Raw genomic sequence first — 24119 nt, 5'->3', positions numbered from 1 at the left:
CAGCCTGAAAGGTTTTTTTGATGAGAGAAATCCATATTTACCACAGCAAAATCAGTCTTTTGATTGATATTTTATTGCCGTATCTTGTATTGGCTGGATTATATTGGTGGTTTGACGGCAGCCCATGGCAGCAACAGGCGCGTGAAATGTTGCCGATGCTCAAAGAAATCAATTGGTTGGCATGGCTGCAAAAAATATGGGATACAGAGTGGGGCATATTCCTTATTTTTGTTGGAATGTTGGTTTTGAATTTGCTTTGGGGCATTTTGTCTTCATTCCGCCAAACATACTGGAATATCATCTATCTGTTTCAAAAAAAGCCGCAAATCACCATCAATGCCTACAACATCAGCAGCCACCGCGAACAAATCAGCATGGCTTGGGACAATATTGCTTCGTTTGAGTTTCGCAACTACAAAGGCAATGTTTCTCTCATTTTGGTTTACCGTCCCACTTCGTCTGACGAACGATTGCAGCCTGAAAATCCCCAATCACAATCCAGTTGGCAAAATCTGAAAAATTATTTTAAAACCCATTTGGTACAACAAAATGCTTATTTATCATTGGACAATTTGGCGATTGATGAGAAGAAATTAAGCAAATTGTTCACACAATTGATTGCCACCCAAGACCCTGCACAACGCGAAATATGGATTCATCAGTTTCAGGCAGCCTGAAAATTCAAATCAGAAAGAAATAATATGAAATACAAAGACCTACGCGAATTTATCCAAATCCTTGAACAACAAGGCAAACTCAAACGCATCACCGCCCCCGTGTCGCCCTATTTGGAAATCACCGAAATCAGCGACCGCGTTTTGCGTGCTGGCGGAGCGGCTTTGTTGTTTGAAAACGTGGTCAAAGCAGACGGCACCAAATACCCCTACCCCGTTTTGGCAAATTTGTTTGGCACCACCGAGCGCGTTGCCATGGGCATGGGCGCGAGCGACATCAGCCAATTACGCGAAATCGGCAAAACCTTGGCATATTTGAAAGAACCCGAGCCGCCCAAAGGCGTAAAAGACGCATTCAGCAAATTGCCCTTGCTCAAAGACATTTGGAGCATGGCACCGAATATCGTCAAAAACACCCCTTGCCAAGAAATTGTTTTGGAAGGGGAAAATGTCAATTTGTACGATTTGCCGATTCAGCATTGTTGGGCGGGCGATGTTGCGCCTTTGATTACTTGGGGCTTGACCGTAACGCGTGGTTACAACAAAAAACGCCAAAACTTGGGCATTTACAGGCAGCAAGTGTTGAGCAAAAACAAAGTGATTATGCGTTGGTTGGCACATCGCGGCGGCGCATTGGATTTTCAAGAACACAAACGCCTGTTCCCCGACCAGCCCTACCCTGTTTCGGTGGTGTTGGGTTGCGACCCTGCCACCATCTTGGGCGCGGTAACGCCCGTTCCCGATACGTTGAGCGAATACCAATTTGCAGGTTTGCTGCGTGGCGCGCGCACCGAATTGACCAAGTGCATTGGCAACGATTTGCACGTCCCAGCGCGCGCCGAAATCGTGTTGGAAGGCGTGATTTACCCCGATGAAGTCGCGCTGGAAGGTCCTTATGGCGACCACACGGGCTATTACAATGAACAGGATTATTTCCCTGTGTTCACGGTGGAACGCATTACCATGCGCGAAAACCCCATTTACCACAGCACCTACACAGGCGCACCGCCCGATGAACCTGCCGTATTGGGCGAGGCTCTGAATGAGGTGTTTGTGCCATTGTTGCAAAAGCAATTTCCTGAAATTGTGGACTTTTATTTACCGCCCGAAGCCTGTTCCTATCGCATGGCGGTCGTGAGCATGAAAAAGCAATACGCGGGACACGCCAAGCGCGTGATGATGGGTTGCTGGTCATTTTTGCGGCAATTTATGTACACCAAATTCATTGTGGTGGTGGACAATGACATTGACGTACGCGACTGGAAACAAGTCATCTGGGCGATGACCACGCGCATGGACCCTGTGCGCGACACGGTTTTGATGGAAAACACGCCGATTGATTATTTGGATTTTGCCAGCCCCGTGAGCGGTTTGGGCGGCAAAATGGGCTTGGACGCGACGAATAAATGGGCGGGCGAAACCAACCGCGAGTGGGGTGTGCCAATTAAACATAACCCTGACACGGTGGCGAAAGTGGATAAAATGTGGGCGGATTTGGGTTTGTGAAATGTGTTTCAGGCTGCCTGATATTTTCAGGCAGCCTGAAATTTCCCAACACACCCATTCACAAAATCTATATAATACAAACAGTCCCTTAACCCATCTCACGAAGGAGTAAACCATGCGTAAACGTGAACCTGCGCGTTTGGCGTTTAAAGAAATCGGCGGTCGTTATGACCATGTGATTCGCCAATTGGAAACTTTATTAGCGGAAAACACGATTGAACCCAAATTGCGCGAATTGATTAAAATCCGCGCCGCACAAATCAATGGCAGCCTGTATCATGTTGATAAACATGTAAAAATCGCCAAAGATTTGGGCGAAAGCGATTTGCGCTTGCACCATTTGGCGATTTGGTACGATTCGGACTTGTTCAACGACCGTGAACGCGCCGCCTTGCAATGGACAGAATTGCTGACCAAATTATGCGGTCATGGTGTTTCTCGCAAAGATTATGATTACATTAAAGATTTTTTCACAGAAGAAGAATTGGTGGACTTGAGTTTTATTATTGCCACCGCCAATTCACGTCATCGTTTGGCGGCGGCGTTTTTGCCTGAAGTGGGCGCGGAAGACGCGGCATTTGGACATCAGCGTTAATTTTCAGGCTGCCTGAAAAATCATAAAGTGGGTGGATTCAATGATTCACCCATTATTTTTTTATTTTAAAAATCAATATGTTTCCCGAAATTAATTATTTAACTTTATTTGTGTTGGGTTTTTTTGGTGGCACGCATTGCGTGGGCATGTGCGGCGGCTTGAGCAGCGCGTTTGCCTTACAATTGCCGCTCCATATTCCGCGTATTTTATTGATTACATTACTGAATATTGGACGAATCAGCAGTTATATTGCCATTGGCGCATTGATGGGCGCATTGTCGCAATTGGGTTTGGCATTAGATGAAGCGCGTTCGGCTCAACTGATTTTGCATGTGGCGGCGAATATTTTATTATTATTGATGGGTTTGTATTTGGCGGGTGTGTGGGCGTTGGCGGCGAAAGTGGAATTATTGGGCAAACCTGTTTGGCGGAAAATTAATCCCTTATTAAACAAATTATTACCCATACAATCGGTTTCAGGCTGCCTATGGGTGGGGGTGTTGTGGGGCTGGCTGCCGTGTGGTTTGGTGTACAACGCTTCTTTGTACGCGCTGGGAAGCGGTTCGGCGGCGCAAGGGGGTTTGCTGATGTTGGCGTTTGGGCTGGGGACTTTGCCGAATTTGTTGGCGATGGGCGTGTTTGCCGCCCAATTGCGTGTTTTTTTGCAACATAAATGGGTGCGTTTGGTGGCGGGATTGTTGGTGTGTGGCTGGGCGATTGGGTCGCTGTGGCAAATTGTGCAGGCAGCCTGAATAAATTATCTTAAATAATTGAATAAAAATATTATTTTATATTTCAGGCAGCCTGAAACTTGTTTTTATACCTGATTATGCGCATAATCTTGTTTTTCCCTTTTAACAAACTGATTTTAGGATAATGTATGAAAAAATTAACTTCTGCGGCGGCGTTGGCGGCATTTTTGTTGGCAGGTTGCGCGGGTTCGGGCAGCGCGGTAAATGATATGGCGGCGGGCGTGGGTTCGGTGCTGGGCGGCATGGTAAACGGCGGCGACAATCAAACCAACACCGAAGGCAAATCGCCCAGCATTACGGCTGGGTTGATTAAAATGTATGTAAATAATCAATGTGTTACAAATTTACAAGCCCGCAAAGAATGGCGTACCGCCGCCCTGTTGATGACGGCAGAAAAACAAGCCGAATGGGAAGACAAAATCTGCGGTTGCGTGAGCGAAGAAGCCCCACAACACATCACCGCCGCCGATTTAGCCAATGTGATGACCGAAACAGGTCGCGCCAAATTGATGACCGAAATCACCACCAAAACCGTAACCGCTTGCTACAAACGCTTGTTTACCGACAGCATTACGGGTAAATAATGTTGCAGGCTGCCTTGCAGTACCCTATAAAAAAACGTGTCAATCTGACGTAGTAAACCCACCAAAATTGTTGATATTCAACAAAATGGTGGGTTTACACCCACCCTACGGCAATGCCTATTTTTCAGGCAGCCTGAAATTTATTCTCCAGCTATTTATTCAACCAGTTATTCAACGAGACCCCAATCATGCACTACATCAGCACACGCGGACAAACCGAGCGCAAAACCTTCAGCGATATTTTGTTAATGGGATTAGCCCCCGATGGTGGTTTAATGCTGCCTGAAGAATATCCTGTGGTTTCCGAAACCATGTTGGCGAATTGGCGCAATTTGAGTTACAAAAATTTGGCTTTTGAAATCATCAGCCTATTTGCTACCGATATTCCTGCCGAAGATTTGCACAACATTATTTCGCGCACCTACACCGAAGAAACCTTTGGCACGCCCGACATCACGCCCGTGCGTACCCTGTCGGACGGCATTAAAATTCAAGCCCTGTCCAATGGTCCCACGCTCGCGTTTAAAGATATGGCAATGCAATTTTTGGGCAATATGTTTGAATATGTATTAAATAAACAAAACAAACAGTTAAATATTTTAGGCGCAACCAGTGGCGACACAGGCTCTGCTGCCGAATACGCTTTGCGTGGCAAAAAAGGCGTAAACGTGTTTATGCTCTCGCCCGAAGGCAAAATGTCCGCTTTCCAACGCGCCCAAATGTTCAGTTTACAAGACGAAAACATTGTCAATATCGCCGTAAAAGGCATGTTTGACGACTGCCAAGACATTGTCAAAGCCGTACAAAACGACCACAGTTTCAAAGAAAAATACCACATCGGCACAGTAAACAGCATTAACTGGGGGCGAATTGTCGCGCAAGTGGTTTACTATTTCGCAGGCTATTTCCGCGCCACCGAAAACAATCGCCAAGAAGTCAGCTTCTGCGTGCCAAGCGGCAATTTCGGCAATGTCTGCGCGGGGCATATCGCCAAACAAATGGGTTTGCCCATCAAACGCTTAATTGTCGCCACCAATGAAAATGACGTGCTTGACCAATTTTTCAAAACGGGCGAATACCGTCCGCGCAATACCGAACACACTTATGTAACCTCCAGCCCCTCTATGGACATCAGCAAAGCCTCTAATTTTGAACGCTTTATTTGTGATTTAATGGAACGCGACAGCAGCGAAGTGGCAAGTTTGTGGGCGGAAGTGGGAACGGGCAAAGGCTTCAATTTGGCGTTCAGGCTGCCTGAAATTCGGGAACAATATGGTTTTGTGTCGGGCAAAAGTTTACACCGCGACCGTTTGGCGACCATCAAGCAAGTCTTTGAAACCGATGGCGAATTAATTGACCCACACACCGCAGACGGCGTGAAAGTGGCGCGTGAAGTGCGTTTGCCAGACGAAACCATTATTTGCTTGGAAACCGCATTGGCAGCGAAATTTGACGAGACGATTCGTGAAGCCGTTGGCGATGTGGCGATTCCGCGCCCAGCCAAATTGGCGGGTTTGGAAGATTTGCCGCAGCGCGTGCAAGTCGTGCCAAACAATGCCGATGTGGTGAAAATGATTATTCGGGAAAAATTAGATAATTAATCATTAGATAATGAATTGATTTAAAAAAATATTCAGGCAGCCTGAAAAATTTCAGGCTGCCTAATATTATGTTTCACGCACCCCACAACACCCACTCACGTCCACACTGTCATCATGAAATGCCGCCAACGTGCTGCGGTGCCCAATACTGACGATAATGCTATCAGGCAATTTTTGTTTCATTAAATCATATAATTGTGCTTCGGTGGCTTCGTCTAATGCGGCGGTGGCTTCGTCCAGCAAAATCAATTTGGGTCGCGCCAAAAAAATTCGCGCAAAAGCAATGCGCTGCAATTCGCCCAACGACAATAAATGTTGCCAATCTTTAGATTTATCCAAAAAATCAATCAAATGCGCCAATTCACATTCACGCAAAACCGCATGCAATTCCGCTTCACTCGTCTGCAAATCGGGATAACACACCGCTTCGCGCAGCGTACCCTGCGGCACATAAGCGCGTTGCGGCACAAACATGGTTTCAGCAAAATCAGGCGCAAACACTTTGCCCGAACCGCCAAACGTCCACAGCCCCGCCAACATTCGCAATAAAGATGTTTTGCCACAACCCGATTTGCCTTTAATCAATAAACTTTCGCCCTGCCCTACGCTTAAATGAATGTTATTTAATAAAATTTCCCCATTGGGGCGCAATAGGCTTACGTCTGATAATTTCAGGCAGCCTGAAACCGTTTCGCGTTGCGCGTGGGCGATTGCTGCTTCTTTTTCCATGCTCGCCAAAAATCCGCTCAAACGCTCCAAACGCGCCCGATATGCAGTAAATTGCTCATAAAATAAGCGAAAAAACGACAAAGCGCGTTGCAATCGCGCAAAGGTTTGCACCGTTTGCTGAATATCGCCCAATTTAATTTGCCCCGCAAACAGGCGCGGTGCTTGCAAAATAATCGGCAATAATTGCACCGCTTGGCTAAACATATCGTTAAAACCACTCAAACCCACACTTTGTCGCGCCATGCGCCAACGATTTTGAATAATCAAAACAAAACGTTGTGATAAACGCAAATGCTCCGCCGATTCGCCATGATAAAACGCCACACTCTCCGCATGGTCGCGCACCCGAATCAGGGAATAGCGATAATCGCCGTTCAATCGCTCATTTTCATAATTGTATTGAATCAATGGTTTACCTATCCACATCACCACCACAGTCGCCACAATCACAAAAATAAACACAAAGAAAACAATCCCATGCGGAATATTGACCCCAAACACCGTCAGCACCCCAGCCAGCCCCCACAGCACCACCGCAAACTCCATAGACGAAATCACCGAATTGAGCATGCCACGCACAAATTCAATGGTATTGTGAATAAAGTCCTGTACATCTTGTTGAATACGTTGATCAATATTATCGGGCGTATGGCGCAGCATTTGCAGGCGGTAATAGTTTTTGTCTGCCAACCAGCGCGCCACCAGCACCGCATTCAGCCGCTCCGACCATTTAATCTCAAGGGCTTGGTCAAAAAAATCATTCACCGCGCCATTAAACGTCCGCAACAAAACCACCGCCGCATTCATCGCCGCAAATACCCAAAACGCATTCACATTCAAATCCTGCATAGATGTATATAAACCATTGGACATAAAGGTACTTAATACATTTAAACGCACTTCCGTCAGCAATAAAATTATCATCGCCGCAATCATCAACAACACACGAAACAGCGTTTTTTTGTCCAAACACAGCGTTAAAACATGGCGAAATTGCACACCAAAACGCGTTTTGCCCACCCAAAAAATCAGGATAAGACACGCCAACAATACCCCCGCAAAGGTTTTCAATAACCATAAGGGCGTGTTATACAATTCAATTTGCCATTTTTGCATGATTTTATTTCAATAATTAATGATGGGAGATAAAAATTCAGGCAGCCTGAAAACGCTTTCAGGCTGCCTGAATCCATTATAATTGAGAATATTTTGCAACAAAAGTGTAAACCATTTAAGTTTTTGATTGACAAATAGAAAGAAATTTTGCCATCAATTCGGGCGATTTCACACCAGCCGATTGTTCCACACCACTAGACACGTCCACCGCCACCGCGCCCGTTTGCGCCAAAGCCGCCGCCAGATTGTCCACATTCAGCCCCCCCGACAAAATCCAGCGTGCACCCAAATCATCAGGCAACATCGTCCAATCAAAAGCATGACCTGTACCACCGTATTCACCCACCACATAGGCATCAAAAAGTACCGCCCGCGCGTCATCATATTTTTCCAACGCGTCCAGCACATCCGCCTCCGAACGCACGCGCACCGCTTTTAAATAGGGGCGATGAAATTGGCGACAAAATTCGGGCGACTCATCACCGTGAAATTGCAAAATATCCAATGGCACGGTTTGCAGAATTTTTTGGATATTTTCCGCCGTCTCATTCACAAACAAGCCCACCGCACTCACAAATGGCGGCAATTGTTGAATAATGGGCTTGGCGGCTTCGGGCGTGATGGCGCGTTTGCTGCCCGCAAAAAAGACAAAACCCAGCGCATCCACCCCCAAAGCCGCCGCCTTTAGCGCATCTTCGCTGCGCGTGATACCGCAAATTTTTGTGTGAATTTTCATATCATTAAACCTTATTTTCGCTCAATTTTTAGAGTAGAAACTATATCATAAACTGCACGACTGCCCAAAATTTGTTACCATTGATGGCTTTCAGGCTACCTGAAAACAGATAATTTCCTTAACCCAAATTGCATAAACAGAGAAACAACATCATGATAAAAAACAGCTTTATTTTACTCACCACCACCGCCCTACTCGCCGCTTGTGCAGGCGATGGCAATTCACGCCGCCCCTGCACCAACCCACCTGCGGGGCAATACTGCATCCAAACGGGCGACACGCTGACGCGCATTTCACAGCGTTTTCGCGTGAATGTGGCAGATTTGCGCCGTTGGAATAATTTAAGCAGCGACACCATTCATGTGGGCGATAAACTGATTATCCGCCCACCATATAATCATAAAATCGCACCAAACAATGCTGGCAAAACATTCAGTTTACACATGCCCGTCAAAGGCAAAATCATTCAAAACTACAGCAACACCAGCAAAGGCATTGACATCGCCGCAGAACGCGGCACGCTGGTACATGCCGCCGCAGATGGCGTGGTAATTTATTCAGGCAGCACTGTGCCACATTACGGCAAAATGCTGCTCATTCGCCACAGCAATACGACCATAACCGCTTATGCCAATAATGAAAACCTGCTCGTGCCAATGGACGCACGTGTCAAAGCAGGACAAATCATCGCCGAAGTGGGCGATAGCGGTCGGCGCGATGGGCGCACGGCTTTGCATTTTGAATTGCGTGTGAATGGCAAGCACGTTAATCCAACTCATTATTTCAAATAATAGTACGGTAATATTTTCAGGCAGCCTGAAAGCTCCAAATGACTGATTTAATTGACCAATTACTAGAACATCTCTGGCTACAAGAACGACTTGCCCACAATACTTTGGAAGCCTATCGCCGTGATTTACACAAAATCGCCACCCGTCTTTCCGAACAAGAATTGGATTTTTGGACGGCAAACGCGGTGGATTTGGCGGCGGCGGTGTACGCGCCCGATGAACAGCCACGTTCACAGGCACGCGCTTTGTCGGCGGTCAAGCGGCTGTATGGTTGGCTGGCAGAAACCGCGCAGCGCGAAGACAATCCCACCCGCGATTTAAAAGCCAACAAAACCCCGCACACCCTGCCCAAAATCATCACCGAACAACAAATTGACGACCTGCTCAACGCGCCCGATTTGGACACGCCACACGGTTTGCGCGACAAAGCCTTACTGGAATTGATGTACGCCACAGGTTTGCGCGTGAGCGAAGCCGTCAAATTACGCAGCGATGAGGTCAATCTAAACAATGGTTTAGTCAATACCATCGGTAAAGGCGACAAACAGCGCATTGTGCCACTTGGTGAAGAAGCGGTGCATTGGATTGGACAATATATCCAATTTGGGCGACCTCTTTTGTTGAAAAATCGGCGTTGCGATGCCCTATTTGTCAGTCAAAAAAAAACAGGGATTACGCGCCAATTGGCATGGCTGATTGTAAAACAATATGCTGATTTGGTTGGCATAAAATCGCTATCGCCACACAGTTTGCGCCATGCGTTTGCCACCCATTTGGTCAATCATGGCGCGGATTTGCGTACCGTGCAAATGTTGCTGGGACACGCCGACATTGCCACTACACAGATTTACACCCATGTTGCCAATGAGCGACTAAAACACATTGTAGAACAACACCATCCACGCGCCTAATCCCAAATAGACGTGATTTTTATTCATACATTTTGCACACTTTAGGCAGCCTGAAAATGTGTAAAATGCGTTTTTTATGCAAATTATTTTTTAATAAAATTCAAATATTTATAAATAAGAAATTTTTTTATTTACGAAAAAATGTTTTTTTAATCCAATTTTTTTGTTTACAAACATCAATTTATGTAAACATAATTACACACTATTACGCTCATCTATCTCCATCAATTTAATAGGATTTTTGAAAAATAAGACTACCCAAGTTCACAAAAACAAGGTAAATTAACACCCCGTGCAAAGCGGTCAAATTCTATTGATTTTTTGATTGCTTTGCATGAATTTAATTCATTTAGAAAAACATTGATTTGCGGTATTCACTTTTCAGGCTGCCTGAAAAGTGTGCCAGCAAAGAGGAAATCTTTATGCAAACCGAAAAATTACACTCTGGCAAAAAACGCCCCGTGTATTTGGATATGCCCACAATTATCAAGCATTTACCCATGCCTGCGATTGTATCCATTTTGCACCGCGCTACGGGCGTTGCGCTGTTTATTTTATTACCGTTTCTGCTGGCGATGTTGAGCGGCTCGCGCTCTAGCGGCGAAGATTTTGCTTTCTACAAAGCATGGGCAGACAATTGGTTCGTCAAGTTGATTTTGTGGGGCGTTTTGTGGGCGTTCTGCCACCATTTATTTGCTGGCGTGCGCTTTTTATTGATTGACGCTGAAATCGGCTTGAACTTGGAAACAGCGCGTAAATCTGCGCGTATCGTTCTAATTGCTGGCGCAGTAACCGCTTTTGTTTTGGGGATTGCATTATGGTAAACCGCAAATTAACTGGCGCACATTATGGTGTGCGCGATTGGGTAATGCAGCGCATGACGGCTGTGGTGATGGTTGCCTATACTGTTTTGTTTTTATTCTTTTTATTAGGCATGGCTGGTGCAGACGATTACACCGAATGGCAAGCCTTTTTTGACAAAACGTGGGTAAAAGTATTCACGCAAACCACGTTTATCGCCCTATTCTTGCATGCTTGGGTAGGTATGCGCGATTTGTGGATGGACTATATTAAACCATTCTATTTGCGTATGTTTTTGCAGTCTGCCACGATTATTTGGTTGGTGGGCTGTACCGTTTATTCATTCTTTGCAATTTGGGGCTAAAAAATCATGACTTATCCGATTCGTAAATTTGATGCCGTAGTGGTCGGCGCGGGTGGTGCGGGTTTGCGTGCAGCCCTGCAATTATCACAGGCTGGTTTAAACACCGCCGTATTATCTAAAGTATTCCCTACGCGCTCGCACACGGTGGCGGCGCAAGGGGGCGTGTCTGCGTCCTTGGGCAATGTGCAAGAAGACAATTGGCACTGGCACATGTATGACACCGTAAAAGGTTCAGACTGGCTGGGCGACCAAGACGCGATTGAATTCATGTGTAAAAACGCCGTAGATGCGGTGGTGGAATTGGAACACATGGGTATGCCATTTGACCGCGTGGAAAGCGGCAAAATTTACCAACGTCCATTCGGTGGACACACCGCCGAATACGGCAAACGTGCCGTAGAACGCGCTTGTGCCGTAGCCGACCGCACAGGTCATGCCATGTTGCACACTTTGTATCAACAAAACGTGCGTGCTGGCACCAACTTTTTCGTGGAATGGACTGCGCTGGACTTGATTCGTGATGACCATGGCGATGTGGTCGGCGTTACCGCGATGGAAATGGAAAGTGGCGAAGTGTTTATTTTCCATACCAAAGGCGTGTTGTTCGCCACAGGCGGTGGCGGTCGCATTTACGCTTCTTCCACCAACGCATTCATGAACACAGGCGACGGCTTGGGCATTTGCGCTCGCGCAGGCATTCCATTGGAAGACATGGAATTCTGGCAATTCCACCCAACTGGCGTGGCAGGTGCTGGCGTGTTGATTACCGAAGGTGTGCGCGGTGAAGGCGGTATTTTGTTGAACGCGCAAGGCGAGCGTTTCATGGAACGCTATGCGCCAACCGTGAAAGATTTGGCTTCACGCGATGTGGTTTCACGCGCGATGGCGATGGAAATTTATGAAGGTCGCGGTTGTGGCCCGAAAAAAGACCATGTATTGTTGAAAATTGACCACATTGGTGCGGAAAAAATCATGTCCAAATTACCAGGGATTCGTGAAATTTCCATTCAATTTGCTGGCGTGGACCCGATTAAAGACCCAATCCCAGTTGTACCCACCACACACTACATGATGGGCGGTATCCCAACCAATTATTTGGGCGAAGTGGTTGTGCCAGAAGGCGACAATCCTGAAAAAGTGGTAAACGGCTTGTACGCGGCAGGCGAATGTGCTTGCGCTTCGGTACACGGCGCAAATCGTTTGGGGACAAACTCTTTGTTGGACTTGGTGGTATTCGGTAAATCGGCTGGCGACAGCATGGCGGAATACGTTAAAAACAATGATTTCAAACCTTTGCCTGAAAACGCGGGCGAGTTCACCAAACAACGTCTTGACCGTTTGAACAATCAAACAGGCGGCGAAAACGTGGACGCTTTGCGCAACGAATTGCAACGCACCATTCAATTACACGCTGGCGTGTTCCGCACAGACGTGATTTTGAAAGAAGGTATGGAAAAAGTCTTGGCATTGGCAGAACGCGTAAAACGCACTGAAATCAAAGACAAGAGCCAAGTTTGGAACACCGCTCGTATTGAAGCTTTGGAATTGGATAATTTGATGGAAGTGGCAAAAGCCACCATCGTGTCCGCCGAAGCCCGCAAAGAATCTCGCGGCGCACACGCTTCCGATGACCACCCAGAGCGCGATGATGAAAACTGGATGAAACACACTTTGTATTATTCAGAAGGCAATCGTTTGGTGTACAAACCTGTTCACACCAAGCCTTTGACCGTTGATTACATTGAGCCAGCAAAACGCGTTTACTAATAAAACCAGTTTTTTCAGGCAGCCTGAAAGTCTTTTCCCAATCTTAAATTAGGAAAAATATAGAAAACAGGCAGCCTGAAAAAACAAAAGGAACACCCACATGGAAAAAATTCGCCTACAAGTGTATCGCTACAACCCAGACCGCGATGCCAAACCTTATATGCAAGATTACGAGTTGGAAATTGATGCCACCGATGTGAAATTATTGGACGCGCTCGTAAAATTGAAAGCACAAGATGACAGCTTATCTTTCCGCCGTTCTTGCCGCGAAGGGATTTGCGGTTCAGATGGCATGAACATCAATGGTAAGAATGGCTTGGCTTGCTTGACTGACATTCGCAGCCTGCCTCAACCAATTGTACTGCGCCCCTTACCTGGCTTACCCGTTATCCGCGATTTGATTGTGGACATGACGCAATTTTTCAAACAATATCATTCTATTAAACCTTATGTAGTGAATGATACCGCCAAGCCAGAACGCGAGCGTTTGCAAAGCCAAGAAGACCGCGCTGAATTGGACGGTTTGTACGAGTGTATTTTGTGCGCGTGCTGCTCAACGTCTTGCCCATCATTCTGGTGGAATCCTGATAAATTCGTAGGTCCTTCTGGTTTGTTGAACGCTTACCGCTTTATCGCCGACAGCCGCGACACAATTACCAATGAGCGTTTGGACAATTTGAACGACCCATATCGCTTGTTCCGTTGCCACACGATTATGAATTGCGTGGACGTGTGTCCGAAACATTTGAATCCGACTCGTGCGATTGGCAAAATCAAAGAGATTATGTTGGAACGTGCCATTTAATTTTTCAGGCTGCCTGAATCTATCTCCATTGTTCAGGCAGCCTGAAATCACGTTCACAAAAAATAATCGCAACCATTAGAAAAACGAAACCCCATTCACAAACGGTAAACGACTATGGCACAATTTGACGATACCGCAAAACGCCGCATTCGCTTCCAAACCCGACGCGGTTTATTGGAATTGGACATCGTGTTAAAACGATTTATGGCGGAAGAATTTGAGCAATTAAGCGATGAAGAATTAGCTCTATTCGTGGATATTTTGGCGTTGGAAGACCAAGAATTTTTGGCAATCGTCAATCAATATGAACCATCGCCACGCGCTGATTTTGAACCCTTATTGCAAAGAATCAGAAATGCGAAAGCATAAAAAATTCTGTTTTACCTGTTTTCAGAACTTTCAGGCAGCCTGAAAACAGCACACCAGCCTGATTTTATAAGTAAAATTATTTAACCCCAAGCTAGGAGCCAGAGATGACTAACAAGACTGTAAAACTGCAAGGTGAAGGTTTTGACACCACCGAATTGCCCGTATTAACAGGCACTTTTGGTAATGAAGTGATTGATGTACGCGCATTGAACAAAGCCACAGGCATGTTCACGCTTGACCCTGGTTTTGTGTCCACCGCAAGCTGCGAATCCAAAATTACTTTTATTGATGGCGACAAAGGTTTGCTGTACTACCGTGGCTATCCCATTGAACAATTGGCCGAACACAGCGACTATTTGGAAGTGTGCTATTTACTGATTTACGGCGAATTGCCCACCGCAGAGCAAAAAGCCAAATTTAAAGAAACCGTTACCAAACACACCATGGTGCATGAACAATTAACATGGTTCTTCCGTGGTTTCCGCCGCGATGCACACCCAATGGCGATGATGGTGGGCGTGGTGGGCGCATTGTCTGCATTCTACCAAGACAGCTTGGAAATCTCTGACCCACGCCACCGTGAAATTGCCATTTTCCGCTTATTGTCCAAAGTACCAACCATCGCGGCAATGTGCTACCGTTACTCTGAAGGCTTACCATTCAACTACCCACGCAATGATTTGGGTTATGCCGCCAATTTCATGCACATGATGTTTGCCACACCTTGCGAACCTTATGAACCCAATCCTGTGTTGGTACGCGCATTAGACCGCATTTTTATTTTGCACGCCGACCACGAGCAAAACGCCTCCACTTCTACCGTTCGTTTGGCGGGTTCTTCTGGTGCAAATCCATTTGCGTGTATCGCATCTGGTATTTCCAGCTTGTGGGGACCCTCTCACGGTGGTGCAAACGAAGCCGTTTTAGATATGCTGGATGAAATCGGCGATGTGTCTCGCGTAGCCGAATTTATGGAAGGCGTGAAACAGAAAAAATACCGCTTGATGGGCTTCGGACACCGCGTTTACCGCAATATGGATCCTCGCGCTTCCATCATGAAACAAACTTGCCACGAAGTTTTGACCGAATTGGGTTTACAAGACAGCCCCAAATTCAAATTGGCAATGGAATTAGAACAAATTGCGTTGAACGACCCCTACTTTGTTGAACGCAAATTGTATCCGAATGTGGACTTCTACTCTGGTATCGTATTAAGTGCATTAGGTATTCCAGTTTCTATGTTTACGGTAATTTTCGCCTTGTCGCGCACAGTGGGCTGGATTTCTCATTGGAACGAAATGATTAGCGACCCGAACCAAAAAATCGGTCGCCCACGTCAGTTGTACACAGGCTCAGCACGCCGCGATTTTGTACCCACAGATAAACGCTAATTGAATCTTCAGGCAGCCTGAAAAACTGGGAAACTGGTTACAGGCTGCCTGAAATGCTTTGTAATTTCATCTGATATTTTGATTCAAACGCCATCTGCCAATCATGTAAATAAATACCCCACGCGATATAAGCATTTTCATTTTTTTATGAAATCAATAGCATAACAAAGCAATATTTTGTCAAGCGCAACCCAGTTTGCTTGCTTGTAATGTTTTGTAATAATTCACTTAATGCTGGTTTACACATCAAAATTTCCTGTGTTATGTATATCAAATCATTTGTTAAACCTTTCAGGCTGCCTGAAAAACACATCCCATCAATAAAAAATAACTGACAAACTCTTAACAAAAATAGTAAAATAAACCCATTTGCACAGGGTCAAAAAATCCCTTCGCACACCGACTAACTACACTTAGACGAAATTAAAGGTAAGTGCCATGATGGACGAAAAACGCAATTTTTCCTATTTATTCGGCTCAAACGCTCCCTATATTGAAGAGCTATACGAGCAATTTTTGAGCGACCCTAACTCTGTAGAAGAGCATTGGAAACAATATTTTAGCGATTTGACTGCCCAGTCAGGTGCAAAAGATATTGCCCATCGCCCTATTCAAGAAGCGTTTGCACAATTGGCAAAACAACACCGCCCAGTCGTAACCGTAGCGGCTGGCGAAGTAGATGAAGCCTTGTTGCAAAAACAAATCGCAGTTTTACGCCTGATTTCAGCCTACCGCATTCAAGGCGCGGGCGCAGCCGATATTGACCCATTGGGCATGAGAAAATCACGCAACACAGAAGGCTTGAGCTTGGAAGCACACGGCTTGAGCCAAGCGGATTTGTCGCTGAAATTTGGTTTGGGCGATGGCGATTTCTCATCGGCTCAAGAAGAAAAATTGCCTTTGGCGGACATCATCGTCAAATTACAAAAAACCTATTGCGGACACATCGGCATTGAATACATGCACATTGCCAACCGCGAAGAGCGTTTGTGGATTCGCAACCATTTTGAACGCGATTTGTCCACACCCAAGTTCTCTGTTGAACAAAAACGTTCTATTTTAAAACAAGTTACCGCCGCAGAAACTTTGGAACGCTACCTGCACACCAAATATGTGGGTCAAAAACGCTTTTCTGTTGAGGGCAGCGAAAGCGCGATTGCTGGCTTGAACTACTTAATCCAAAACGCAGGCAAAGATGGCGTGGAAGAAGTGGTCATCGGTATGGCGCACCGTGGTCGCTTGAATGTGTTGGTGAACACATTGGGCAAAAAACCTGCTGATTTATTTGCTGAATTTGAAGGTCGCGCCGAAATCAAATTCCCAAGCGGCGACGTGAAATACCACAACGGTTTCAGTTCCGACATCGCTACGCCACACGGTGCCATGCACGTTACGCTGGCGTTTAACCCATCGCATTTGGAAATTGTGAATCCTGTGGTGGAAGGTTCGGTTCGCGCCAAACAACAACGTCGTGGCGAAAACGGTCGCGCACAAGTATTGCCTGTATTGATTCACGGCGACTCGGCATTTATTGGCTTGGGCGTGAATCAGGCAAACTTTAACTTGTCGCGCACACGCGGTTATACCACAGGCGGCACGGTGCATATCGTGATTAACAACCAAATCGGTTTCACGACTTCCGATACCCGCGACACGCGTTCTAGCGTGTATTGCACCGACATCGCCAAAATGGTGGACGCGCCCATTTTCCATGTGAATGGCGATGACCCTGAAGCCGTATGCTATGTGATTCAGGCTGCCTTGGATTACCGCAAAACTTTCCAAAAAGATGCGGTGATTGATTTGGTATGCTTCCGTAAATTAGGACACAACGAAGGCGATGACCCAACTTTGACTCAACCTTTGATGTACCGCGCCATCGCGCAACACAAAGGCACTCGCGCTGTGTATGCGGATAAATTGATTGCAGAAAATGTGATTACCGCCGCAGACGCAGACAATTATGTACAAGAATACCGCAATGCTTTGGACAAAGGCGAACACGTTGAACAAACGCGTTTGACCGATTATGAAAGCAAACATCGCGTAGATTGGTCTAAATACAATGGTGGCGATTGGCGCGAACAAGTGGAAAGTGGCTTGCCAGCAGCAGATATTGCGCGTTTGGCAGACAAATTCACGCAAGTACCTGAAAATTTTGGCTTGCACAACACCGCTAAACGTGTGATTCAACAGCGTAAAGACATGGCAGCAGGTCAGCAAAACATTGACTGGGGCATGGCAGAAACCATCGCCTACGCCAGCATGGTTACCAATGGTACACCTGTTCGCATTTCGGGCGAAGATTCGGGTCGCGGCACGTTCTCACATCGTCATGCCGTATTGCACGATACCAACCGCCAACAACATGACGCGGGCATTTTCATTCCATTGCAACACATGGCGGACAATCAAGCCGATTTCACCGTGATTGATTCCATTTTGAATGAAGAAGCGGTGATGGCTTATGAATATGGTTTTGCGTGTTCTGCCCCCGAAGCCTTGACGATTTGGGAAGCGCAATTCGGCGATTTTGCCAATGGTGCGCAAGTTGTGATTGACCAATTTTTGTCATCAGGCGAAACCAAATGGGGACGTTTGTGCGGTTTGACCACGATTTTGCCACACGGTTATGATGGTCAAGGTCCAGAGCATTCATCTGGTCGCGTGGAACGCTGGTTGCAATTGTGTGCGGAACACAATATGCAAGTGATTATGCCATCTGAAGCATCACAAATGTTCCATATTTTGCGCCGCCAGACTTTGCGTTCATATCGCAAACCATTGGTAATTTTCATGTCTAAACGCTTGTTGCGCTTCAAAGATTCTACTAGCCCATTGGAGAATTTCCTGGAAGGCACCACATTCCGCCCTGTGATTGGCGATGTGGCAACGCGTGCCAGCAATGACAGCGTGAAACGCGTGGTATTGTGCGCGGGTCAGGTTTACTATGATTTGGCAAAAGCGCGTGATGAGCGCAATTTGGCTGATGATGTGGCGATTGTGCGCGTGGAACAATTGTATCCATTCCCTTACGCTGAAGTAGAAGCTGAATTGGCGAAATACCCCAATGCTTCTGAAATCATGTGGTCGCAAGAAGAGCCGAAAAATCAAGGGGCTTGGTATCAAACACGCCATCGTTTAGAAGCATTGGCGCAAAAAGGTCAAAAAGTGGTGTACGCAGGTCGCCCTGCCAGCGCATCGCCTGCGGTGGGCTATGCCAGCAAACACAATGCACAATTGGCTCAATTGGTTGATGATACTTTGAATTTGAGCAATGTTGTGCCATTGGAAACTTTGTTTAAGGCTGCATCAGCAGTTGCTGCCGATGTGGTAGCAGAAGTTGCCGAGAAAGTGGAGGGCGTGATTGAAGCGGTAAAGGAGGTAGTGCTGCCTGAACAGGCAGCACAGGAAGCCCCAGCCAGCCCAACACCAGAAGCCACTCCAGCAGAAATCACAGTAGAAGTGATTGATGCGGATAACAAAGCCGTACCCGAAGTGCATGTTGCGCCGAGCATTGTGGATATGTCTGCGGTAGATGTGGACGTGGTGGAAGTGAATCCGAGCGATGCGGGTGTGGGCATTTTGAATGCCAGCACCAATGTAGCGGAAAATATTGAAATCAGCGTGGTGGCAGAAGAACCTAAAGTCGCCGCAACTGTAGAAGAAACCCCTGAAACCGCAACCGAAAAGAAAAACAGTTTTTCTAGTGGAAATGCAAATTTTGTTTGGAGAATCAAATGATTGTAGAAGTAAACGTACCCGTATTTGCTGAAAGTATTACGGAAGGCACTTTATTGTCTTGGCACAAAAAAGTAGGCGACAGCGTTGCCCGCGATGAAGTGTTGGTGGACATTGAAACCGATAAAGTGGTGTTGGAAGTGCCTGCGCCACAAGCGGGTGTGTTGGTGGAAATCCTTGTGCAAGATGGCGCGGTGGTTGGCACGCAACAATTGTTGGCAAAAATTGATACGGAAGCCAGCGCGGCAGCTTCTGCGCCTGCGGCTGCTGCTACAGCCGCTCCTGAAGTTCAGGCTGCCCCTGCTGCGGCTCAAGGCAATGCGGTTGCCATGCCTGCGGCGGCGAAATTGGCTGCAGAGACTGGTGTTGATGTGAACGCGGTGCAAGGTTCGGGTCGTGATGGTCGCGTGTTGAAAGAAGACGTGCAAGCGGCAGCGGCTGCGGCTGCGGTTCAGGCTGCCTCCAAAGCGGCTGCACCTGTGGCGACTGTGCCTGCGGGCAATCGCGTGGAAGAGCGCGTACCGATGAGCCGTCTGCGCGCGCGTGTGGCGGAGCGTTTGTTGGCTTCGCAACGTGAAAACGCAATTTTGACCACGTTCAATGAAATCAACATGAAACCTGTGATGGATTTGCGTGCTAAATACAAAGAGAAATTTGAAAAAGAACATGGCGTGAAATTGGGCTTTATGTCTTTCTTTGTGAAAGCGGCTGTGGCAGCATTGAAAAAATACCCCATCATCAATGCGTCTGTAGATGGCAATGACATTGTTTATCATGGTTATTTTGATATTGGCATTGCGATTGGCAGCCCACGCGGTTTGGTTGTGCCGATTTTGCGTGATGCCGACCAAATGAGCATTGCCGACATTGAAAAAGCCATCGTGGATTACGCGAAAAAAGCCAAAGATGGCAAAATCGCCATTGAAGATTTGACTGGCGGCACGTTCAGCATTACCAATGGCGGTACATTTGGTTCTATGTTGTCCACGCCGATTATCAATCCGCCACAATCTGCCATTTTGGGCATGCACGCCACCAAAGACCGCGCTGTGGTTGAAAACGGCGAAATCGTGGTGCGCCCCATGATGTACTTGGCATTGTCTTACGACCACCGCATTATTGACGGTCGTGAAGCGGTGTTGGCTTTGGTAACCATCAAAGAATTGTTGGAAGACCCATCTCGCTTGTTGTTGGACATCTAATAATTGATTAGAATAAGGCAGCCTGAAATGAAAATTTTTCGTTTCAGGCTGCCTTTTTCATTTAATTTAAGGAAAAACATCATGAAAAACAAAATTGTATTGACAAGCATTTTATTGGCATTGAGCGCACCCGCATTGGCATTGGACGCAGACGATGTGGAAGGCAAATGGCGTTACGATGCCGCCGCGCCCGTTGCCGAGCGTTTGCCCGAATTTATTGAGATGCAAGAGCGAGACGGCACGCAACGCGCCAGCCGTCAATGCGGCAATTTTGAAACGCTGCAATTTGCCGATGCCACAGGCACGGAAATCGCGGAAGATTTGGCGGAACAAATGCCCGAAGTGTTGGCGTTTAGCAATGAGCGTGAATTTGCCGATTATGCGGATTTTTCGCGTGATGCGGCACGTTGGTTCAAACCGCGTCAAACGTATTTGATTGCTTCGTGGAATTGTGGCGAAGTGGGCGGCAATTATTATTTTCTGGACAAAAATCGCGGCGTGGCAACTTCGGCAGGCGTGAAAGCGGAAGATACGTTTGTGGTTGAAATTTCAAGATAAAATATTGTTCAGGCTGCCTGAATTTTTTGCCTACGGCGTGCGCACTGTCGCCGCGCAGGCGACTTACTTTTTGGAAAAGTAAGCCAAACAATAAAATTAAAAATATTGTTCAAATTCAAATGGTTTAAATTTTCAGGATGCCTTAACAATACACGACAAAAATAACAGTACGCACCAAATTCGCCACAATGTTTAAATTATTCAGCTATTTGGTGCGAACGACACACCCTACATTTTCGTGAATTGTTAGGCTGCCTGAACATTTTGGCGAAATGGCTAATCGTGGGGCTGGACAGCGTGGTACGCGGCGCAACGCGTGTACAACTCAATGAGTAATTAGGGGCTAATTTTCCTGTTTTCAGGCTGCCTTTCAGTACACGACAATTTTGCCAATCACAAATCATGTAGGGTGCGCCCTGCGCACCAAATAACTGAATAATTTAAATATTGTGGTGAATTTGGTGCGCACGGCGCACCCTACTGTTATTTTTGTCGTGTACTGAAAGGCTGCCTGAAAATTTTTATCGTACACGGTTCAGGCAGCCTGAATATTCCGTCTAATCGCGCTATAATTCGTTTTTTCCCCATCAATATTTTTATTTGGACAACAAACCATGTTTTTTGAACCGATTACCGCCGCCCCAGCCGACCCAATTTTGGGTTTGGGCGAAGCCTTCAAAGCCGAAACACGCCCCGAAAAAGTAAACTTGGGCATTGGCATTTACAAAAACGCGCAAGGCGAAACCCCGATTCCGCAAGCCGTTAAAACCGCCGAAAGCCGCTTGCTTACCGAAGAAAAAACCAAAAATTACCTGACGATTGATGGCGTAGCCGCCTACAACCACGCCACGCAAATTTTGCTGTTTGGCGAAAACCACGAAATCATCACATCTCACCGCGCCAAAACCGCGCAAAGTTTGGGCGGCACAGGCGCATTACGCATTGCCGCCGAATTCATCAAACGCCAAACTCAAGCACAAACCGTGTGGATTTCCAGCCCCACTTGGCCTAATCATGACGCAATTTTTCAGGCTGCTGGCATTCAAATTCGCCATTATCGCTATTATGACGCGGCTTCACACGGTTTGGATTGGACAGGTTTAACCGAAGATTTATCGCAAGCAAAACAAGGTGATGTGGTCTTATTACACGGCTGCTGCCACAACCCAACTGGCATAGACCCCACGCCCGAGCAATGGGACGCATTGGCGCAAATGTCGGCGCAAGTGGGCTGGTTGCCCTTATTTGACTTTGCTTATCAAGGCTTTGCGCGTGGCTTGGAAGAAGACGCTTACGGCTTACGCAGTTTTGCTAAATTAAACCGTGAGTTATTGCTTGCCAGTTCCTACTCCAAAAATTTCGGCATGTACAACGAGCGCGTGGGCGCGTTCACATTGGTGGCGGACAACGAAGAAGTCGCCAACCGCGCATTCAGTCAAGTCAAATCCATTATCCGCACGCTCTACTCCAACCCCGCTTCACACGGCGGCAGCACCATCGCCCTGATTTTGCAAGACGCTGATTTGAAAGCACAATGGATTGCCGAATTAGACGAAATGCGTGAACGCATTCACGCCATGCGCCAAAAATTTGTTGCCACGCTCAAAGCCTGTGGTGCGAAACAAGATTTTGATTTTATTATTCAACAAAATGGCATGTTCTCGTTTAGCGGTTTGACGGCGGAACAGGTGGACAGATTGCGCGATGAATTTGCCATTTATGCGGTGCGTTCGGGGCGGATTAATGTCGCGGGGATTACCGATGACAATATTCAGTATTTGTGCGAAAGCATTGTGAAAGTGTTGTAATCTTTATTTTTCAGGCAGCCTTTCAGTACACAATAAAAATCACAGTAGGGTGCGCCGTGCGCACCAAATTCGCCATCATATTTCAATTATTCAAGCCATTTGGTGCGCACGGCGCACCCTACTTTTAGTGTTTATCAAAATTCTCGTGTACTGAAAGGCAGCCTGCAAAAAATCCCCTCAAACCATTCCCATATTTATTCATTAGCTTGACTAATGAATCTGCATACAATCATTAACCCAATTTAACACACATAAATTTAAGCAACTGAATTTAAATAAAACATAAAATCATGGTCTAAATTATCACGCATTTCATTATTTATTTTTATATTATGCTGATGTTTAAATTCATGCCAGATTGTTTTATAATAAGCGGTCAATTCTCATGACACCATGATTGTATTATTTAAATTTAACTCATTAAAAACAAAGGAAATCTCTATGCTGAAAATGAAAACTTGGCTGCTTGCGCCTGTGGTGGCGTTTACTTTGGCGGCATGTGGTGGTGATGACAATAAAACCCCTGCCACCGCTTCAAGTGCTGCGCCTGCGGCGGCTGCGAGTGGCAATGTTTTAAAAGTGGCGGTTGAACCCGTTTACCCACCTTTTGTGCAACCTTTACCTAGTGGCGGCTTTGAAGGCTACGACATTGACGTATTGAACGCGATTGCAGAAAAAGAAGGCTTTACCGTTAGCTACACGCCCTACCCTTGGGATATATTGTTCCAACAATTGGATAGTGGCGCAGCAGACGTAGTAGCTGGTGGTTTGTCAGCTACCGAAAAACGTAAAGAAACCATGGACTTTACTGATTCATACGACTCTATTTCTTTGGTATTAGCCGTGCCAAAAGATTCACCAATTAAAACATTCACCGATGTACGCGACAAAACCGTAAGCTACCAAAAAGGCACTAAAGCCGCAGAAGAATTAGCCAAATTGCAAAATAAAGCCCCGAACGAAAAAGACGCCACCGACAGCGCGTGGCTGACCATTAAAGCGGTCATGGGCGGCAAAGATGCAGCAATCGGCGACTCTGCACCATTTGAATATTATGCCAATCAATACAAAGATACCAATATCCGTTTAATTTACAATGATAATGCACAAATTGAACCCATCGGATTTGTGGTGAAAAAAGGCAATACTGAATTATTGGCTAAATTAAACAAAGGTTTGGCAGCAATGAAAGCAGATGGCACTTTGGATAAAATTCATCACAAATGGATGCCTAATGAACAACAACATAAAAATGATGGGCATAACCATGCTGCTTCAGCAACTCATGCGCACTAATTTATTGATTTAATAATAAAAT

General features: G+C 46.4%; 21 protein-coding genes and 1 pseudogene. 19 read left to right on the top strand and 3 right to left on the bottom strand.

Annotated features, from left to right (window positions below; genetic code table 11):
• The first annotated feature begins 20 nt into the window (after positions 1 to 20).
• From Q338_RS12805 to thrC, 6 genes are all read left to right on the top strand, one after another.
• The gene (locus Q338_RS12805; protein ID WP_034296267.1) at positions 21 to 677 is read left to right on the top strand and encodes a hypothetical protein; all 657 of its coding nucleotides are present in this window, start codon (positions 21 to 23) and stop codon (positions 675 to 677) included.
• Between the two features lie 24 nt (positions 678 to 701).
• Complete coding sequence (gene ubiD, locus Q338_RS12800; protein WP_034296264.1) at positions 702 to 2180, top strand: 4-hydroxy-3-polyprenylbenzoate decarboxylase; 1479 nt, start codon at positions 702 to 704, stop codon at positions 2178 to 2180.
• A gap of 115 nt (positions 2181 to 2295) precedes the next feature.
• The gene (locus Q338_RS12795; protein WP_051968656.1) at positions 2296 to 2775 is read left to right on the top strand and encodes a carboxymuconolactone decarboxylase family protein; all 480 of its coding nucleotides are present in this window, start codon (positions 2296 to 2298) and stop codon (positions 2773 to 2775) included.
• A 77-nt stretch (positions 2776 to 2852) separates the two neighbouring features.
• Complete coding sequence (locus Q338_RS12790) at positions 2853 to 3527, top strand: sulfite exporter TauE/SafE family protein (RefSeq protein ID WP_034296262.1); 675 nt, start codon at positions 2853 to 2855, stop codon at positions 3525 to 3527.
• A 128-nt stretch (positions 3528 to 3655) separates the two neighbouring features.
• Positions 3656 to 4111 (top strand): hypothetical protein, encoded by a 456-nt coding sequence (locus Q338_RS12785; protein ID WP_034296259.1) that lies wholly within the window; start codon positions 3656 to 3658, stop codon positions 4109 to 4111.
• 188 nt (positions 4112 to 4299) lie between these two features.
• A complete protein-coding gene (thrC, locus tag Q338_RS12780) occupies positions 4300 to 5712 on the top strand; it encodes a threonine synthase (protein ID WP_034296257.1) in 1413 nt (470 codons plus the stop codon).
• 66 nt (positions 5713 to 5778) lie between these two features.
• Here the strand turns inward: thrC and Q338_RS12775 are convergent, their stop codons facing one another.
• On the bottom strand, positions 5779 to 7557 hold the full coding sequence (locus tag Q338_RS12775) for an ABC transporter ATP-binding protein/permease (RefSeq protein WP_034296255.1): 1779 nt from the start codon (positions 7555 to 7557) through the stop codon (positions 5779 to 5781).
• 115 nt (positions 7558 to 7672) lie between these two features.
• The gene (locus Q338_RS12770; protein ID WP_034296252.1) at positions 7673 to 8293 is read right to left on the bottom strand and encodes a phosphoribosylanthranilate isomerase; all 621 of its coding nucleotides are present in this window, start codon (positions 8291 to 8293) and stop codon (positions 7673 to 7675) included.
• Positions 8294 to 8445: 152 nt separating this feature from the next.
• Here Q338_RS12770 and Q338_RS12765 point away from each other — a divergent pair, with 152 nt between their 5' ends.
• From Q338_RS12765 to Q338_RS12715, 11 genes and pseudogenes are all read left to right on the top strand, one after another.
• Entirely contained in the window at positions 8446 to 9084 is a 639-nt protein-coding gene (locus Q338_RS12765) for a LysM peptidoglycan-binding domain-containing M23 family metallopeptidase (protein ID WP_034296249.1), read from the top strand.
• Between the two features lie 38 nt (positions 9085 to 9122).
• The gene (xerD, locus tag Q338_RS12760) at positions 9123 to 9995 is read left to right on the top strand and encodes a site-specific tyrosine recombinase XerD (RefSeq protein ID WP_034296246.1); all 873 of its coding nucleotides are present in this window, start codon (positions 9123 to 9125) and stop codon (positions 9993 to 9995) included.
• Positions 9996 to 10417: 422 nt separating this feature from the next.
• Positions 10418 to 10819, top strand: coding sequence for a succinate dehydrogenase, cytochrome b556 subunit (gene sdhC, locus Q338_RS12755; RefSeq protein ID WP_034296243.1), 402 nt, complete (start codon positions 10418 to 10420; stop codon positions 10817 to 10819).
• On the top strand, positions 10813 to 11160 hold the full coding sequence (gene sdhD / locus Q338_RS12750; protein ID WP_034296240.1) for a succinate dehydrogenase, hydrophobic membrane anchor protein: 348 nt from the start codon (positions 10813 to 10815) through the stop codon (positions 11158 to 11160). The genes sdhC and sdhD overlap by 7 nt, the downstream gene beginning before the upstream one ends.
• Positions 11161 to 11166: 6 nt before the next feature.
• The gene (gene sdhA, locus Q338_RS12745) at positions 11167 to 12927 is read left to right on the top strand and encodes a succinate dehydrogenase flavoprotein subunit (RefSeq protein ID WP_034296237.1); all 1761 of its coding nucleotides are present in this window, start codon (positions 11167 to 11169) and stop codon (positions 12925 to 12927) included.
• A gap of 100 nt (positions 12928 to 13027) precedes the next feature.
• On the top strand, positions 13028 to 13732 hold the full coding sequence (locus Q338_RS12740) for a succinate dehydrogenase iron-sulfur subunit (protein WP_034296234.1): 705 nt from the start codon (positions 13028 to 13030) through the stop codon (positions 13730 to 13732).
• Positions 13733 to 13846: 114 nt separating this feature from the next.
• Entirely contained in the window at positions 13847 to 14101 is a 255-nt protein-coding gene (locus Q338_RS12735) for an FAD assembly factor SdhE (RefSeq protein WP_034296232.1), read from the top strand.
• Positions 14102 to 14205: 104 nt separating this feature from the next.
• A complete protein-coding gene (gene gltA / locus Q338_RS12730; protein ID WP_034296229.1) occupies positions 14206 to 15492 on the top strand; it encodes a citrate synthase in 1287 nt (428 codons plus the stop codon).
• Positions 15493 to 15930: 438 nt separating this feature from the next.
• Positions 15931 to 18768: pseudogene (locus Q338_RS12725) on the top strand (2-oxoglutarate dehydrogenase E1 component); the annotation flags it as partial.
• Between the two features lie 464 nt (positions 18769 to 19232).
• Positions 19233 to 20435 (top strand): 2-oxoglutarate dehydrogenase complex dihydrolipoyllysine-residue succinyltransferase, encoded by a 1203-nt coding sequence (gene odhB, locus Q338_RS12720; RefSeq protein ID WP_034296223.1) that lies wholly within the window; start codon positions 19233 to 19235, stop codon positions 20433 to 20435.
• Positions 20436 to 20516: 81 nt separating this feature from the next.
• Positions 20517 to 20993, top strand: a complete 477-nt coding sequence (locus Q338_RS12715; protein ID WP_147293704.1) for a hypothetical protein — start codon at positions 20517 to 20519, stop codon at positions 20991 to 20993.
• Between the two features lie 197 nt (positions 20994 to 21190).
• Here the strand turns inward: Q338_RS12715 and Q338_RS14670 are convergent, their stop codons facing one another.
• Positions 21191 to 21397, bottom strand: a complete 207-nt coding sequence (locus tag Q338_RS14670) for a hypothetical protein (RefSeq protein WP_147293703.1) — start codon at positions 21395 to 21397, stop codon at positions 21191 to 21193.
• A 210-nt stretch (positions 21398 to 21607) separates the two neighbouring features.
• Here Q338_RS14670 and Q338_RS12710 point away from each other — a divergent pair, with 210 nt between their 5' ends.
• Together Q338_RS12710 and Q338_RS12705 are read left to right on the top strand one after the other, a co-directional pair.
• Complete coding sequence (locus Q338_RS12710) at positions 21608 to 22801, top strand: amino acid aminotransferase (RefSeq protein ID WP_034296217.1); 1194 nt, start codon at positions 21608 to 21610, stop codon at positions 22799 to 22801.
• Positions 22802 to 23242: 441 nt separating this feature from the next.
• Complete coding sequence (locus tag Q338_RS12705) at positions 23243 to 24097, top strand: transporter substrate-binding domain-containing protein (protein ID WP_034296215.1); 855 nt, start codon at positions 23243 to 23245, stop codon at positions 24095 to 24097.
• Positions 24098 to 24119: the final 22 nt, after the last annotated feature.

Origin of the sequence: Alysiella crassa DSM 2578, assembly GCF_000745955.1 — a bacterium.
Taxonomy (GTDB): Bacteria; Pseudomonadota; Gammaproteobacteria; order Burkholderiales; family Neisseriaceae; genus Simonsiella; species Simonsiella crassa.
This window is presented reverse-complemented; position numbering and strand designations above follow the sequence as displayed.